At 70.4% G+C, this 14,745-nt stretch carries 14 protein-coding genes; 6 read left to right on the forward strand and 8 right to left on the reverse strand.

Features of this window, described 5'->3' with window-relative positions; all coding sequences use genetic code 11:
- Positions 1-5 precede the first annotated feature (5 nt).
- Positions 6-1,100, forward strand: a complete 1,095-nt coding sequence (locus ACF1AJ_RS04565; protein ID WP_391506295.1) for an aromatic acid exporter family protein — start codon at positions 6-8, stop codon at positions 1,098-1,100.
- Positions 1,101-1,112: 12 nt separating this feature from the next.
- On the opposite strand, the gene ACF1AJ_RS04570 is transcribed toward ACF1AJ_RS04565, so the two are convergent.
- Positions 1,113-2,879, reverse strand: a complete 1,767-nt coding sequence (locus ACF1AJ_RS04570; protein ID WP_391506296.1) for a proline--tRNA ligase — start codon at positions 2,877-2,879, stop codon at positions 1,113-1,115.
- 58 nt (positions 2,880-2,937) lie between these two features.
- Between ACF1AJ_RS04570 and ACF1AJ_RS04575 the strand changes: the two genes are divergently transcribed.
- Entirely contained in the window at positions 2,938-4,428 is a 1,491-nt protein-coding gene (locus ACF1AJ_RS04575; protein ID WP_391506297.1) for an RNB domain-containing ribonuclease, read from the forward strand.
- Positions 4,429-4,449: 21 nt separating this feature from the next.
- On the opposite strand, the gene ispG is transcribed toward ACF1AJ_RS04575, so the two are convergent.
- The 5 genes from ispG to ACF1AJ_RS04600 form a co-directional block, all read right to left on the reverse strand.
- Positions 4,450-5,583, reverse strand: coding sequence for a flavodoxin-dependent (E)-4-hydroxy-3-methylbut-2-enyl-diphosphate synthase (gene ispG, locus ACF1AJ_RS04580; protein WP_391507436.1), 1,134 nt, complete (start codon positions 5,581-5,583; stop codon positions 4,450-4,452).
- A 61-nt stretch (positions 5,584-5,644) separates the two neighbouring features.
- Positions 5,645-6,967 carry a M50 family metallopeptidase gene (locus ACF1AJ_RS04585; protein WP_391507437.1) on the reverse strand — a complete coding sequence of 441 codons (1,323 nt, stop codon included), beginning with the start codon at positions 6,965-6,967 and terminating at the stop codon, positions 5,645-5,647.
- Positions 6,968-7,060: 93 nt separating this feature from the next.
- Positions 7,061-7,747 carry a hypothetical protein gene (locus ACF1AJ_RS04590; protein ID WP_391506298.1) on the reverse strand — a complete coding sequence of 229 codons (687 nt, stop codon included), beginning with the start codon at positions 7,745-7,747 and terminating at the stop codon, positions 7,061-7,063.
- 43 nt (positions 7,748-7,790) lie between these two features.
- A complete protein-coding gene (locus tag ACF1AJ_RS04595; protein ID WP_391506299.1) occupies positions 7,791-8,882 on the reverse strand; it encodes a 1-deoxy-D-xylulose-5-phosphate reductoisomerase in 1,092 nt (363 codons plus the stop codon).
- 314 nt (positions 8,883-9,196) lie between these two features.
- The gene (locus ACF1AJ_RS04600) at positions 9,197-10,543 is read right to left on the reverse strand and encodes an aminotransferase class III-fold pyridoxal phosphate-dependent enzyme (RefSeq protein ID WP_391506300.1); all 1,347 of its coding nucleotides are present in this window, start codon (positions 10,541-10,543) and stop codon (positions 9,197-9,199) included.
- Positions 10,544-10,618: 75 nt separating this feature from the next.
- Between ACF1AJ_RS04600 and ACF1AJ_RS04605 the strand changes: the two genes are divergently transcribed.
- The 3 genes from ACF1AJ_RS04605 to ACF1AJ_RS04615 all read left to right on the forward strand — a co-directional run bounded on the left by ACF1AJ_RS04605 (position 10,619) and on the right by ACF1AJ_RS04615 (position 13,304).
- Entirely contained in the window at positions 10,619-11,608 is a 990-nt protein-coding gene (locus tag ACF1AJ_RS04605; protein ID WP_391506301.1) for an FKBP-type peptidyl-prolyl cis-trans isomerase, read from the forward strand.
- Positions 11,609-11,617: 9 nt separating this feature from the next.
- Positions 11,618-12,475: a hypothetical protein gene (locus tag ACF1AJ_RS04610; RefSeq protein WP_391506303.1), complete on the forward strand. Its 858-nt coding sequence runs from the start codon at positions 11,618-11,620 to the stop codon at positions 12,473-12,475.
- Positions 12,476-12,545: 70 nt separating this feature from the next.
- On the forward strand, positions 12,546-13,304 hold the full coding sequence (locus ACF1AJ_RS04615; protein WP_391506304.1) for a lysophospholipid acyltransferase family protein: 759 nt from the start codon (positions 12,546-12,548) through the stop codon (positions 13,302-13,304).
- 6 nt (positions 13,305-13,310) lie between these two features.
- Here the strand turns inward: ACF1AJ_RS04615 and ACF1AJ_RS04620 are convergent, their stop codons facing one another.
- Positions 13,311-13,790 carry a CGNR zinc finger domain-containing protein gene (locus tag ACF1AJ_RS04620; RefSeq protein WP_391506305.1) on the reverse strand — a complete coding sequence of 160 codons (480 nt, stop codon included), beginning with the start codon at positions 13,788-13,790 and terminating at the stop codon, positions 13,311-13,313.
- 67 nt (positions 13,791-13,857) lie between these two features.
- On the opposite strand from ACF1AJ_RS04620, the gene ACF1AJ_RS04625 reads away from it, so the two are divergent.
- A complete protein-coding gene (locus ACF1AJ_RS04625; RefSeq protein ID WP_391506306.1) occupies positions 13,858-14,094 on the forward strand; it encodes a hypothetical protein in 237 nt (78 codons plus the stop codon).
- A 142-nt stretch (positions 14,095-14,236) separates the two neighbouring features.
- Here ACF1AJ_RS04625 and ACF1AJ_RS04630 read toward each other — a convergent pair whose 3' ends face one another.
- The gene (locus ACF1AJ_RS04630) at positions 14,237-14,710 is read right to left on the reverse strand and encodes an OsmC family protein (protein WP_391506307.1); all 474 of its coding nucleotides are present in this window, start codon (positions 14,708-14,710) and stop codon (positions 14,237-14,239) included.
- Between the last annotated feature and the right edge of the window lie 35 nt (positions 14,711-14,745).

Raw genomic sequence — 14,745 nt, forward strand, 5'->3', positions numbered from 1 at the left:
GAGGGGTGGCACGCACCAGATCATCCGGAAGCCGGCTCCCGGCGGGGATCGCGATTCCCGCCACCATCCGCACCTCGACCCGCGCGCCGTTCCTGCAGGTGGTGAAGACCGCCGTCGCCATGATCTTGGCCTGGGCGGTGGCGAGCATCTTCGTGCACGGCGAGCTGCCGATCTTCGCGACCATCGCTGCGCTGCTGGTCGTGCAGCCGAGCGTCAACCAGTCCGTCGGGCGCGCGATCGAGCGCTCCATCGGCGTGATCGTCGGCGTCGTGATCGCCTACCTGATCGGCCTGGCCTTCGGGACGAACAGCTGGATCGTGCTGCTCGCGGTCGTCGTGTCGGTCCTCCTGGCCTGGGCGCTGCGCCTGACGCCGGGGACGGCGAACCAGGTGCCGATCACGGCGATGCTGGTGCTGGCGATCGGCGCATCCGACCCGGAGTACGCGCTCGCCCGCATCGTGGAGACGGTGATCGGCGCCGTCATCGGCGTCGTCGTCAACGTGGCCATCGTGCCGCCGGTGCTGACGGCGCCCGCGCGTCAGGCCGTGATGGCCCTGGGCCGCGAGACCGCCTCGACTCTCGAGCGCTTGGCGGACGCCCTGACCACGAAGCACACCCGTGGCGAGCTGGATGCGCTGCTCATCGAGGCGCGGCTGCTCCGCCCGATGGAGACCAAGGCACAGGCGGCGTTGACCGCGGCCGACGAGAGCCTGTCGCTGAACCCGCGGCAGCGGAAGCATCGCGTCTTCCTGCAGCACGACCAGGAGCTCTCCGACCGGCTGCGACCGTTGATCAACCGCACGCTCGGGATGACGCGGGCCTACCACGACCACTACGACGACAGCCTCGCGGGCGAGCCGACCATCCACGCGATCGCCGACGAGCTCGATCGCGCTGCCCACGACCTCCGGCTGCTGGCGCGCGACCCCGACGAACCCATCGTCGAGCCGGGGACGGAGACGGCCGGCATCCCGGCGCTCACCGCTCCCCTGACGGTCGCGACGCCCGACCCGCGGCACTGGGTGCTGATCGGCTCCCTGGTGGAGGATCTCCGCCGCATCCACGTGGAGATCGCCGGCGACGACGCGTCGACCGGCTGAGCTCCTCGCCGGCTACGCCGTGAGCTCCGCCACGGCCTCCGCGATGGGCAACGTGCGGCGGTCGCCGTTGCGGCGGTCCCACAACTCGACCTCGCCGTCGGCGGCGCCGCGGCCGACGACGAGGACGCGCGGGATGCCGATCAGCTCGGCGTCGCCGAACTTCACACCGGGCGAGACCTTGGGGCGGTCGTCGTAGAGCACATCGAGGCGGGCATCCTCCAGCTGGGCGACGACCTCCTCCGCCACGTCATAGGCGACCTGCTCACGTCCGGCCGCCACCACGTGCACGTCGAACGGCGAGACCGACTCCGGCCAGACGAGACCGCGGTCGTCGTTGTTCTCCTCCGCGATGATCGCGAGGATGCGCGTCACGCCGATGCCGTAGGAGCCCATGGTGACGGTGACGAGCTTGCCGTTCTCGTCGAGCACTTTGAGCCCGAGGGCCTCCGCGTACTTGCGGCCGAGCTGGAAGACGTGGCCGATCTCCATGCCGCGGGCGAGCTCGACCGGCCCGGATCCGTCCGGTGCGGGATCGCCCGCCTTGACCTCGGCGGCCTCGACGACGCCGTCCCAGCCGAAGTCGCGGCCCGCGACGAGACCGAAGACGTGCTTGCCCTCGATGTTCGCACCCGTGATCCAGCCGGAGCCGTCGACCACGCGCGGATCGACGACGTAGCGGATGCCGGTCGCCGACTCCTCGCCGAGCACGGGCCCCTCAGGGGACCACGGTCCGATGTACCCCTTCACGAGGCCGGGGTGCTTGGCGAAGTCCTCGTCCGTCGCGGCCTCGACCTCGGCGGGCGCGAAGGCCACCTCCGCGCGCTTCATGTCGACCTCGCGGTCGCCGGGCAGTCCGACGACCACCAGGTCGCGCGTGCCGTCGAGGTGCGTCAGCGCGAGCACAACGTTCTTCAGGGTGTCGGCGGCCGTCCACGAACGGCCGTCGGGCCGCGGGTGCTTCTCGTTGGCGAGCTCGACCAGCGACTGGATGGTCGGCGTCCCGGGGGTGTCCAGCACCTCCTGCGGCGTCAGCTTCTCGTACGAACGCGCGGGCGGCGCGAGCGTGGTGAACGCCTCGACATTCGCCGAGTAGCCGCCGGGCGAGCGCACGAACGTGTCTTCTCCGACAACGGTCGGGTGCAGGAACTCCTCCGACCGCGAGCCTCCCATCGCCCCGGCATCCGCCTGGACGATGACGTACGAGAGCCCGAGCCGCGTGAAGATGCGCTCGTAGGCGTCGCGCTGCGCCATGTAACTCGTGTCGAGGCCCGCGTCGGTGTAGTCGAACGAGTAGGCGTCCTTCATCGTGAACTCGCGCCCGCGCAGGAGGCCGGCCCGCGGACGTGCCTCGTCGCGGTACTTGTCCTGGATCTGGAAGATCGTGAGCGGGAGGTCCTTGTAGGACGAATAGAGGTCCTTCACCAGCAGCGTGAAGACCTCTTCGTGGGTCGGAGCCAGCAGGTAGTCGGCGTCCTTCCGGTCTTTGAGCCGGAAGATGCCGTCGCCGTACTCCTCCCAGCGGCCGGTGGCCTCGTAAGGCTCACGGGGCAGCAGCGCGGGGAAGTGCACCTCGTGCGCCCCCGCGGCAGCCATCTCCTCGCGGATGATCCGCTCGATCTTCTCCTTCACGCGCAACCCCAGCGGCAGCCACGCGAAGATCCCCGGCGCCTGGCGGCGGATGTACCCGGCGCGGACCAGCAGGCGGTGGCTGGTGACCTCGGCGTCGGAGGGGTCTTCTCGGAGGGTGCGGAGGAAGTAGTTGCTCAAGCGTGTAGGCACCGTTCCATGTTAGAGGGCACGCGATAGCCCGCACGCGCGTGGAGACTACGGTGGGGGCATGCCCGACCGCCGGACCCGCGTCGTCGATTCCGCCTCCGCCGCTCCCCTCGCCGCCTCGCTCGCGGCCTTCCGGCACGAGCTCGGCCTCCCGGACGGCTTCCCCGCGCCGGTCGAGGCCGAGGCTCGCTCTGTCGCCGCCGCGCACCCCCTCCCGGAGGCCGACCTCACCGACGTGCCGTTCCTCACCATCGATCCGGCCGGATCGACCGACCTCGACCAGGCGCTCCACCTCGCCCGCACTGCCGATGGATTCCGCGTGCTCTACGCGATCGCCGACGTGCCGGCCCTGGTGCGGCCGGACGGCGAGGTGGATGCCGAGGCGCGTCGCCGCGGTCAGACCCTGTACGCGCCGGACGGACGGGTGCCGCTGCACCCGGCGGCGATCGGCGAGGACGCCGGGTCGCTGCTCCCGGATGTCGTGCGCGGCGCGTACGTCTGGGACATCGCCCTCGATGGGAGCGGTCACGAGGTCTCGGCGCACGTGTCGCGCGCCCGCATCCGGTCGCGCCGCCAGTGGAGCTACGAAGAGGCGCAGGCTGCCATCGACGACGGCTCGGCACCGGAGGAGCTGGCGCTGCTCAGCGAGGTCGGGCCGCTCCGCATCGCGTGCGAGCGGGAGCGCGGCGGAGCGAGCCTCAACACGCCGGACGAGGAGATCGTCTTCCGCGACGGCGCCTACACCCTCCAGCGACGCGCCACGCTCCCGGTCGAGGAGTGGAACGCCCAGCTCTCGCTGCTGACCGGGATGGCGGCGGCTGCGCTGATGCTGGAGGGCCGGGTCGGCATCCTGCGCACGATGCCCGCGCCGTCGCCCGAGGCGTTCGCCGCGTTCCGCGCCCAGACGATCGCCCTCGGGCAGCCGTGGGCGGAGGGCGTTCCGTACGGCGAGTACCTGCGCTCGCTCGACCGGGCGCAGCCGCACGCGGCCGCCGTGCTTCAGGCCGCGACGGCCCTGTTCCGCGGAGCGGGCTATGTCGTCCTCGACGGCGAGCCACCGGCCGACCCGCAGCAGTCGGCGATCGCCGCCCCGTACGCCCATGTCACGGCACCGCTGCGCCGGCTCGTCGACCGCTGGGGCCTCGTCGTCTGCGAGGCGTTGTGCGCCGGGCGGCCGGTGCCCGACTGGGCGCGGTCGTCGCTCGGCGAGCTGCCGTCGGTCATGGGTGCCTCGAACCGGCTCGCAGCACAACTCGACGCGGGGGCCGTGGATCGCGTGGAGGCGGCCCTCCTCAGCTCACGCATCGGAGCGGTGCTCGACACCACCGTGCTCGCCGTCCGAAACGGCACCGTGCTCGTGCAGCTCGACGACCCGGCCGTCACCGCGTCCGTCGCGCGCTGGGACGGCGTACAGCCCGGTGACCGCGTACGTCTGCGGGTGGTCGCCGCAGACATCCCGAGCGGCCGCATCCACTTCGAGCCGGTGGATGCGGCACAGCCGGTCCCGGACACGTCCGACCGTGAAGAGCCGGACGCTACGCCCGCCGGTTGACGGGCAACCGGCCGGCAGAGGTCAGTGCGCGCCGACGCTGACGGTGGGCTCGCCCGATGGGCGGTCCTCCATCTCCTCGGCGAGACGGTTCGCCTCGGCGATGAGCGTCGCGACGATCTCCGACTCGGGGACGGTCTTGATGACCTCGCCCTTGACGAAGATCTGGCCCTTGCCGTTGCCGCTGGCGACGCCGAGGTCGGCCTCGCGGGCCTCGCCCGGACCGTTCACGACGCAGCCCATGACGGCGACGCGGAGCGGAACGCTCATGCCCTGCAGACCCTCGGTGACGCTGTCGGCGAGCGAGTAGACATCGACCTGGGCGCGACCGCAGCTGGGGCACGACACGATCTCGAGCTTCCGCTCGCGGAGGTTGAGCGACTGGAGGATCTGCAGGCCCACCTTGACCTCCTCGGCCGGAGGCGCCGAGAGCGAGACGCGGATCGTGTCGCCGATGCCCTCGCCGAGCAGGATGCCGAACGCGGTCGCCGACTTGATGGTGCCCTGGAACGCCGGGCCGGCCTCGGTGACACCCAGGTGCAGGGGCCAGTCGCCGCGCTCGGCGAGCATCCGGTACGCCTTCACCATGACGATCGGGTCGTTGTGCTTGACCGAGATCTTGAAGTCGTGGAAGTCGTGCTCTTCGAACAGGCTCGCCTCCCAGACGGCCGACTCGACGAGCGCCTCGGGGGTCGCCTTTCCGTACTTCTCGAGCAGGCGGCGGTCGAGCGACCCGGCGTTCACGCCGATGCGCAGCGAGACGTCCGCGGCCTTCGCGCGGCGGGCGATCTCTCCCACCTGGTCGTCGAACTTGCGGATGTTGCCCGGGTTCACCCGGACCGCCGCGCACCCGGCGTCGATGGCCGCGTACACGTAGTTCGGCTGGAAGTGGATGTCGGCGATGACCGGGATCTGGCTCTTCTTGGCGATGATCGGCAGCGCCTCGGCGTCGTCGCGGCTCGGAACCGCGACGCGTACGATGTCGCAGCCGGACGCCGTGAGCTCGGCGATCTGCTGCAGCGTGGCGTTGATGTTGGTCGTCGGCGTCGTGGTCATCGACTGGACGCTGATCGGGGCGTCGCCGCCGACCAGGACTTTGCCGACGCGGATCTGGCGGGACTTGCGACGGGGTGCGAGGGTTTCGGGGACCTTGGGCATCCCCAGATTGATTGCTGCCACGGGCTCAATCCTACGCGGCACGGTGGGAGGGGGCTGGACGTCAGCCGAAGAGGTTCACGGGCTTCACGATGTCCGCGTACATCAGCAGGACGCTCATCCCGCCGAGCACGATGACGACCGCGAAGGTGAGCGGCATGAGCTTCGCCATGTCCACCGGTCCGGGATCGCGGCGGCGGAAGATCTTCGCGAACGTGCGCCGCAGACCCTCCCAGAGCGCTCCGGCGATGTGACCGCCGTCGAGCGGCAGCAGCGGCACCAGGTTGAAGACGAACAGCGCGATGTTCAGCGACGCCAGCATCCCGATCATCGTGTAGACCTTGTCGACCACGGGGACGCCGTCCAGGGCCGTCAGCTCGCCCGCCGCCCGGCCGATCCCGACCACGCTGATGGGGCCGTTCGGGTCGCGCTCGGCGGAGCCGAAGGCGGCGTTCCAGACGTCGACCATGCGCTGCGGCAGATGGAGGAAGACGTTGAAGACGGCGCCGGTCTGCGCTCCGACCGCCGGGAGCACGGCCGTGATCGGCTGCGGCACGAGCTTCGCCACCGGGCCGATGCCGACGAACCCCACGGTCAGCGTCTCGATGCCGCCCGCGGCGTCCTTCACGACGGCGCCGTTCGCATCCGTCTTGGCCACCTTGTTGACGACCGGCGTCAGCTGGACGGTCCGCTCCTCGCCATCGCGGCTGAGCACGACGGTGAGGGTGCGGCCCGCCGACTCGCGGATGATCGCCGTGGACTGGTCCCAGCTGCTGATCTTCTGGCCGTCGATGCTGACGATCGTGTCGCCGGGCTTCAGTCCGGCGGCCGCCGCCGGGCCTTGCGGTGCGTCGTCCGGGCACGTCTTGGCGGTGCTCCCCGCGGGCAGCACGCACTGGCTGACGGTCGCGAGCGTCGTCGAGCTCTGCGGCGCGCCGAACCCCATCAGCAGCACGCCGAACAGCACGACGCCGATCACGAGGTTCATGAACGGACCGCCGAACATGATGACGATGCGCTTCCAGACCGGCAGCCGGTAGAAGGTGCGCTCCTCCTCGCCGACGGCGACAGTCTCCGAGCTCGCGACGCGCGCATCCTGGACCATCTGCTGCATGAACCCGGTGGTCGCATTGCGGCCACGGCCGCCCTCCTTGCCCGGAGGGAACATCCCGATCATCGAGATGTAGCCGCCGAGCGGGATGGCCTTCACGCCGTACTCCGTCTCGCCGCGACGGAACGAGAACAGCGTCTTACCGAAGCCGATCATGTACTGCGTCACCTTGACGCCGAACAGCTTGGCCGGAACGAGGTGGCCGATCTCGTGCAGAGCGATCGACAGAGCGACGCCGATCAGGATGATGACGACGCCCAGCGCGAACAGGAGCACGGAATCCACGGGTTCAGGGTACTGGGGTGCGCCTTGGAAGTGGCCGCGAGGCGCCTCGGTGACCGCTATGTCCGCTCCGGCGCCTCTGACCGCTCAGGCGCCTCCGTGTTGTGACGGCGCGACCAGCATCGTGATCGGGCCGGGATACGGGTCGGCGATGGCGAGCACGCCATAGGCTGCGGCCGAGGCCGTGGGGACGAGCTGCGAGCCGGGAGCGGCGACGACGAGCAGTTCGGCCTGCGTGCCCGCACTCGTAGTGGAGGTCCCCATCCGGTCGGGGTCGTTCCAGCCGGCGATGGCGTCGACCGACGAGCCGACGGCGACTCCGCCCTCGGCGCTGATGCGCACGTTCCCGACCTCCGCCGTCTCGACCGCGATCCACCACACGGGCCGGATCGTCGCGTCTGTCGTCACGCCCGCGCCGTAGTGGGGCTCGAAGACCGCCACTCCGTCGCCGAACCGGTATTCCGTGCTGGCAGCGCTGTGGTTCGTGGCCTCGTGCTCCTCCGAGCCGCTCTGCGCTCCCAGCGCGTCGGCGATGGCGGCGAGGGCCACGTCGGCGGGGGCGTCGTAGGCGACCGTCTCACGCACCGTCGCGCCCGCCTGGAAGCGAACGCCGTCGGCAAGGACGACGATGGCGGTGATCGGCTCCACCGTCGGCGCCGTCGAACCTGCGGTGGAGGCGGCGGGGCTGCCCGTCGCGGTCGAGCCGGAACCCGGCGCTCCGGCGCACGCCGCCGTGCTCAGCAGGACGGCGATACTGACGATGAGCGTGGCCACCCTGCGCATAAATTCCCCCCGGAGACGACGTGCGGTCGATCGATTATCTCCGGTCGATGAGCTGGTCGGCCTTGCGGCGCGCCCATCCCTCCGCTTCGACGAGGGACTCGCGCGTCAGCTCGCCGGAGGGCACGTGCGCGTCCACGACCCGCTCCACCGTGCCGAGGATGTCGAGGTAGCCGATCGCGCCGGCGTGGAATGCGGCGACCGCCTGCTCGTTCGCTGCGTTGAACACGGCGGGATACGTCCCGCCCTGCAGTCCGACACGCTTCGCCAGCGATACGGCGGGGAAGACGTCGTCGTCGAGCGGCTCGAACGTCCAGGTGTGCGCCGCGGTCCAGTCGAGCGGCGCGCCGACGTCGGGCACCCGGTCGGGCCAGCCGAGCCCGAGCGAGATGGGGAGGCGCATGTCGGGCGGCGACGCCTGCGCGATCGTCGAGCCGTCGACGAACTCCACCATCGAGTGGATGACGGACTGCGGGTGCACCGTCACGTCGATCCGGTCGTAGGGCACGTCGAACAGCAGATGCGCCTCGATCACTTCGAGGCCCTTGTTGACGAGCGTCGAGGAGTTCGTGGTGACCACGAGTCCCATGTCCCAGGTGGGATGCGCGAGCGCCTGCTGCGGAGTGACGTCGCGCAGCGAGTCGCGCGACCGTCCCCGGAACGGGCCGCCGGACGCCGTGAGCACGAGCCGCCGCACTTCCTCGCGCGTGCCGGAACGCAGCGCCTGCGCGATGGCGGAGTGCTCGGAGTCGACCGGGACGATCTGGCCGGGCGCTGCCGCGCGCTTCACCAGTCCCCCGCCGACGATCAGCGACTCCTTATTGGCGAGCGCCAGCATCGCGCCGACCTCCAGCGCCGCGAGGGTCGGCCCGAGCCCGACGGAGCCGGTGATGCCGTTCAGGACGACATCCGCCTCCACCGAGCGCACCAGCAGCTCGGAGTCATCGGCGCCCAGGGCGGTGTCGACCACGCCGAACCGCTCCGCCTGCGCCGCGAGTTCCTCCGCGTTGCGCCCGGCGCTCAGCCCGACGACTCGGAACCGGTCCGGGTTGGCCGCGACGACGTCGAGCGCCTGCGTCCCGATCGAACCGGTGGACCCGAGGATGATGACTCTGCGCACGAGGGACATCGTACGCACGCGACGTCGCGGCGGCGTGTGCCGCATCCGTCGGGCCGCCGCTCGTGCGAACGGAGGATGCACGCCCCCGCCACGACTCGAACTCCTCCGTTCTTCGCACGCGACCGGCGTGTCACGCCAATCCGCCTCCCTTTTCGTCCATCGCCAGAGGGCGACGCCGCCGAGCGTCGCCGCGCCCGACGGCGGGCGGAAGGGAGGTTGGGACGCGCGACACTCCGCGCGAATGCCCCGAACGGAGGTTCCGCGGGCGCTCGGCGCGCGGATATCCTCCCCGGCGTCGAGACGAGCGGAGACGTCCTGCGAACTCAGCCGAGGCGGCCGAGCGCCTCCTCGAGCACCGTCGCGGCGTCGTCGATGAGCTCCTCGCTGATGACGACCGACGGGAGCAGACGCAGCACGCTGTCCCAGCTGCCCGCGTCGAGCGGGATCACGCCGTTGCGGGTCGCGTGGCCGAGCACCGAGGTGAGGGCCTCCGGGTTGGGCTTCTTCGTTCCGGGGACGACGAGCTCGATGCCGAACATCGCGCCCTTCCCGCGCACCTCGCCGACGACGGGGAAGCGCTCGGCCCAGTCGCCGATCCGCGCCCACAGCGCCTTCTCGACGCGGCGGGCCTCACCAAGGAGGTCCTCGTCCTCGAACGCCTGGAACACCGCGAGGGCTGCAGCGGTGGACACCGGGTTGCCGCCGAAGGTGCCGCCGATTCCGCCGGGCTGGACCGCATCCATGATCTCGGCGCGGCCGGTGACGGCAGCCAGCGGGAAGCCGCCCGCGATGCCTTTGGCGCTGGTGACCAGGTCGGGCACGACGCCGTGGTGCTCGATCGAGTACCACGTGCCGGTGCGGCCGATTCCGGCCTGGATCTCGTCCGCGACGAAGACGATGCCGTTCTCGGCACAGAACTCGGCCAGGCGGGCGAAGTAGCCGGGCGCCGGGATGATGATGCCGCCGTCGCCCTGGATCGGCTCGACGAACAGGGCGGCCAGCTCGGTCGCACCGATGTGGGTGCGGACGTAGTCGATCGTGCGCTCCGCGGCCTCCTCGCCCGTCATCCCCTCGGGGTCGCGGAAGGGGTAGCTGATCGGGAGGCTGTAGATCTCGCCGGGGAACGGCCCCATCCCCGCGCGCTCCGGCCAGGGGCGATACGTCATCGCCATGGTCAGGTTCGTGCGGCCGTGGAAGGCGTGGTCGAGGGTCGCGATGGCACGACGGCCGGTGTACTTGCGGGCGATCTTCACGGCGTTCTCGACCGCCTCCGCGCCCGAGTTGACGAGGATGCTGTGCTTCTCGAAGTCCCCGGGCGTGATCTCGGCCAGCTTCTCGGCGACAGCGACGTAGTTCTCGTACGGCGTCACGGTGAAGAGCGTGTGGGTCAGCTTCGCGGCCTGCTCGGCGGCGGCAGCAGCGATAGCGGGATGCGCGTGGCCGATCGTCGTCACGCCGATACCGCAGCCGAGGTCGATGAGCCGGTTGCCGTCGACGTCCACCAGGATCGCGCCGGAGCCGGACTCCATGTAGATGTTGGCGAGCGTGCCTGCCCCACGACTCACCGCGGCGACCCGGCGCTGCTGCAGTTCGACCGACCGCGGGCCGGGCAGCTCGGTGACGAGATGGCGGGACTGGGGCACGGAGAATTCGCGGGTCATGTCCTCCATCGTAGGTGGCGCATCCAGCGGACCCATGACCTGCTGTCAGGTACGGCGGAGGCGGATAGGGCAGGATGGACGACCGTGCGTACCTCTCTCAAGGCCCTGACCGCGTCCGCGACCGCGGCCCTCCTCGTCGCCGGACTCGCGGCATGCAGCAGCTCGTCCGAACCGACCTCGAGCGCGACCCCGGCGGCGAACGCCTGTCAGAACGTGAAGTCGGGGGCGACGTCGAAGTCGGTGAAAGTGAGCGGCGAGTTCGGGGCGGACCCGAAGGTCGAGTTCTCGACGCCTCTGAAGGTCACGGACACCGAGCGCACCGTGGTCATCACCGGGAAGGGTGAGAAGACCACGGCCGGCCAGACCGTCGGACTGGGCCTCGCCGCGTACAACGGCACGACGGGCAAGCCGATCGCACCGTCCGAGGGCTACGGCACGAGCGCACCCGTGACCGCGAAAATCGACGAGAAGGCGTTCCTGCCCGGCTTCGTGCGGGCAGCTGAATGCCTCCCGGTCGGATCCCGCGCAGTGCTCACCACCACCGCAGAGGGGGCCTTCGGCCAGGCATACGGACAGCTGGGGGTCAAGCAGAAGGACCCGGTCGTCATCGTCACCGACGTCCGCAGCGTCCCGCCCGCGCCCGCCACGCGCGCGACCGGCAAGCCCGTGGCGCCGACCCCGGGCCTCCCCACGGTCAAGCTGAACGCCAAGACCGGCGAGCCGAGCATCACCATCCCGAAGTCCGACCCGCCGAAGGAGACGAAAATCGCCCTCCTCAAGGAGGGCGACGGAGAGACGGTGCAGAAGGGCGACACGGTCTCCGTGCAGTACAAGGGCGTCCTGTGGCGCAACGGCCAGATGTTCGACTCCAGCTGGAGCCGCGGAGAACCCACCTCGTTCCAGACCACGGGAGTGATCGCCGGCTTCACGAAGGCGCTCGAGGGCCAGAAGGTCGGCTCCCAGGTGCTCGCGGTGATCCCGCCCGCCGACGGCTACGGTGCCGCGGGAAACGGCGACATCACGGGCACCGACACGATCGTCTTCGTCATCGACATCCTCTCCACCTCGCGCTAGGAACAAGCGTTGCGGCTCCCTCGCCTGCGTCTGATCGCCGCGGCGTCCGCTGCGGCGGCGGCACTCGCGCTCGTGCCCACCGCAGCGGTCGCCGAGCCGCCGACGCCGTTCTATCCCGGCTACATCATCAGCGATGACAGCTTCTACAACCCGGACGCCATGACGGCCGGACAGATCCAGTCGTTCCTCGACGACCGCACCTGCCGCCCGAAGGACGACTCGCCGTGCCTTGCGGACTTCCGGATGGATGCGCCCGCGCAGAAGGCCTCGAAGGACCGGTGCACGGCGATGCCTGCGCGCTCGAACGAGCGGGCCAGCAGCATCATCGCGCGGGTCGCGAAGGCCTGCACGATCAGCCCCCGCGTGCTCCTCGTGCTGCTGCAGAAGGAGCAGTCGCTGCTCACTGCGCCCAGCGCATCCGGCTACCAGAAGGCCACCGGGTACGCCTGCCCCGACACCGCCGAGTGCGACGCCCGCTACTTCGGGTTCTTCAACCAGGTCTACCGGGCGGCGTGGCAGTTCCGGGAGTACACGGTGCACCCCGGCGACTGGCGGTACAAGGTCGGCGGCAATCGCATCCAGTACCACCCGGATGCGACGTGCGGCGCGAGCAGCGTGAACATCCTGAACCAGGCCACCGCGAACCTGTACAACTACACGCCGTACCAGCCGAACGCGCAGACGCTGAAGACGTCGTTCGGCGGCGACGGCGGGGCGTGCGCCGCCTACGGCAACCTCAACTTCTCGCGCATCTACACGGCGTGGTTCGGAAGCCCCCTGGCCGTGCGCTACACCGGCATCGTCGAGGCCTGCCTGGTGTACACCGCCGGCTTCGGCTGTCCCGAGAAGAACCCGCTCGAGCCGTGAGCGGGATGCCGCAGCGCCCGCACACGACCGCATGCCGTCGTCGGCATACGACCGCGCTTAATCTCGATAGGTGAGCATCGACGAGCCCGACGATGGTGCCGCCGAGGTGAAGAGGCCCGGCGCACTGTACTTCCTCGGCCGCGTCCTGATGGCGCCGCTGCTGAAGCTGGTCTACCGGCCGCGCGTGATCGGCAAGCGCAACGTCCCCAAGCAGGGACCGGTGATCCTCGCCAGCAACCACCTCTCGTTCATCGACTCGGTCGTCATCCCGATGACGGCTCCGCGGCGCGTGCAGTTCCTGGCGAAGTCCAGCTACTTCGAGGGCACCGGACTGAAGGGACGCGTCTCCCGCGCCTTCTTCACGGCGATCGGCGCCGTCGGCGTGAAGCGCGGCGCCGGTGCGGCCGCCCAGGAGGCGCTCGACCAGTCCCGCAAGATCATCGACACGGGTGCGGCGTTCGCGCTCTATCCCGAGGGCACCCGGTCGCTCGACGGCCGGCTGTACCGCGGCCGCACCGGGATCGGCTGGCTGGCCCTGACCACGGGCGCCGTCGTCGTCCCGGTCGGGCTGATCGGCACCGACCAGATGCAGCCGGTCGGGGCCCGATTCCCCAAGCCGCACCGCATCACCGTGACCTTCGGCACGCCCATCGACGTGTCGCACTTCGGTCCGGCGGAGTCCGGGCGGGCACGACGTCAGGCGACGGATGCGATCATGGCGGCCATCCACGAGCTGACCGGGCAGGAGCTCGCCAACGCCTACAACGAGGCGCCGCCCGCGAGCACGGTCGAGCGGGTCAAGCGGGCGCTGCGTCCTGAGCGGCTGTAGCGACGGTCAGGAGCCGTCGCGCTCCTTCGAGCGGTACGTGCGTGCTTTCTGGCGGTTGCCGCACACCTCCATGCTGCACCACTGCCGGGAGCCGTTCCTGGACGCGTCGTAAAACGCCCAACGGCAGTCCTCTCCCCCGCAGAGCTTCACGCGGCCGAGCTTGCCCTGGATGCTGAGGACCAGAGCGCTGGCGACGGCCGCGTCCGCCGCGGTGCGGGGGCTCAGTCCCACCGCGCCCGGCGCGACATCGACGGGAAGCGCGAGAGCCGGAAGTGCCGCAGGGGATGAGTCTCCGTCGACGATCGCGCGGAGTGCATCCCGAGCCTGCTGGGTGGTCGCGCGGTCCCCCGGTTCGAGGCCGTGCTCGGACGCCCAGCGGCGGTGACCCTCGTCGTCGGCCAGCTGGTCGATGTCGTCCTCCACGTCGAGCGTGTTGAGGAAGTCGACCAGCAGGTCGGCTCCGAGCTCGGGAGCATTCGTACGCATGTAACCATTGTAACTCAATAGAGAGTTACGGTAGCCTGTAACCTGTCAACGCAGATAGGTGGTTATCATGCATCCGCTGTTCTTCTGGTCCATCTCCGTCTCCGAACTCGCCGAACGCCAGCGCGAGGAGGCCCTGCTGCGGGCGCAGCGCGACTCGGGCGTCGTACAGCCGCCGCCGCTCACGCGCGACGACCGCTGGCGCGCCGCGATCCAGCGCTGGGCGGCCGCCGAGCCGCCGCAGTCCGTCACGCCGGCCCCGTCCGTCCCGGCGCCCTCCGCCGCTCCGCGCTTCGGCCGCGCCTGACCCTCCCCGTCCCTTCCGTCGCTCCCCTCACCCCCCGCCGTCGAGTCCGCATATTTCGCACGGCACACCCGCGTGTCGTGTGCACAGTTTGCGGACTCGACGGTGGGGCTCTCGACGGCGGAGCTGGAGAGCAGGATCGGAGTCAGGCGAGGGTGAGGGTTTCGGGGACGTGGTGCACGGGGAAGTTCACGCTCGCGGCGATGAAGCACTTCTCGGAGGCGGGGCGGTGCAGGGACGCGGCCAGCTCGGCCTGAGCGGGATCGGCGATCGTCACCCGCGGGTGCAGCGTCACCTCGGTGAAGTGTCCGCCGCCGTTTCCCGTCTGCTGCATGGTGCCCGTCGCGGCGTCGGTGTAGCCCACGACGACGACTCCGGCGCCCGCCGCTTCGGCGAGATAGCTCAGCATGTGGCACTGCGCGAGCGCCGAAAGGAGCAGCTCCTCCGGGTTCCAGCGGTCGCGGTCGCCGAAGAACACGCGGTCCGCCGACCCCTCGATCGGGAGCTTGCCCTCGGCGCTCACGACGTGGTCGCGCCCGTAGTCCTTGTAACCGCTGGTGCCCGTCCCGCGGTTGCCGGTCCACTGCAGGTCGATCGCGTACGCGTGCTCGAGCTTCATGCTCCGATTCTCGCACCGCCGCTAGACTCGAATGA

Source organism: Leifsonia sp. NPDC014704, from assembly GCF_043083605.1.
Lineage (GTDB): Bacteria > Actinomycetota > Actinomycetes > Actinomycetales > Microbacteriaceae > Leifsonia.

Excerpts from the sequence above, each read along its gene's own strand:
- ACF1AJ_RS04625 (WP_391506306.1), top strand. The coding sequence starts at position 13,858 with ATGCATCCGCTGTTCTTCTGGTCCATCTCCGTCTCCGAACTCGCCGAA.
- ACF1AJ_RS04620 (WP_391506305.1), bottom strand. The coding sequence starts at position 13,790 with ATGCGTACGAATGCTCCCGAGCTCGGAGCCGACCTGCTGGTCGACTTC.
- ACF1AJ_RS04630 (WP_391506307.1), bottom strand. The coding sequence starts at position 14,710 with ATGAAGCTCGAGCACGCGTACGCGATCGACCTGCAGTGGACCGGCAAC.
- ispG (WP_391507436.1), bottom strand. The coding sequence starts at position 5,583 with ATGCCCAAGGTCCCCGAAACCCTCGCACCCCGTCGCAAGTCCCGCCAG.
- ACF1AJ_RS04575 (WP_391506297.1), top strand. The coding sequence starts at position 2,938 with ATGCCCGACCGCCGGACCCGCGTCGTCGATTCCGCCTCCGCCGCTCCC.
- ACF1AJ_RS04595 (WP_391506299.1), bottom strand. The coding sequence starts at position 8,882 with ATGTCCCTCGTGCGCAGAGTCATCATCCTCGGGTCCACCGGTTCGATC.
- ACF1AJ_RS04600 (WP_391506300.1), bottom strand. The coding sequence starts at position 10,543 with ATGGAGGACATGACCCGCGAATTCTCCGTGCCCCAGTCCCGCCATCTC.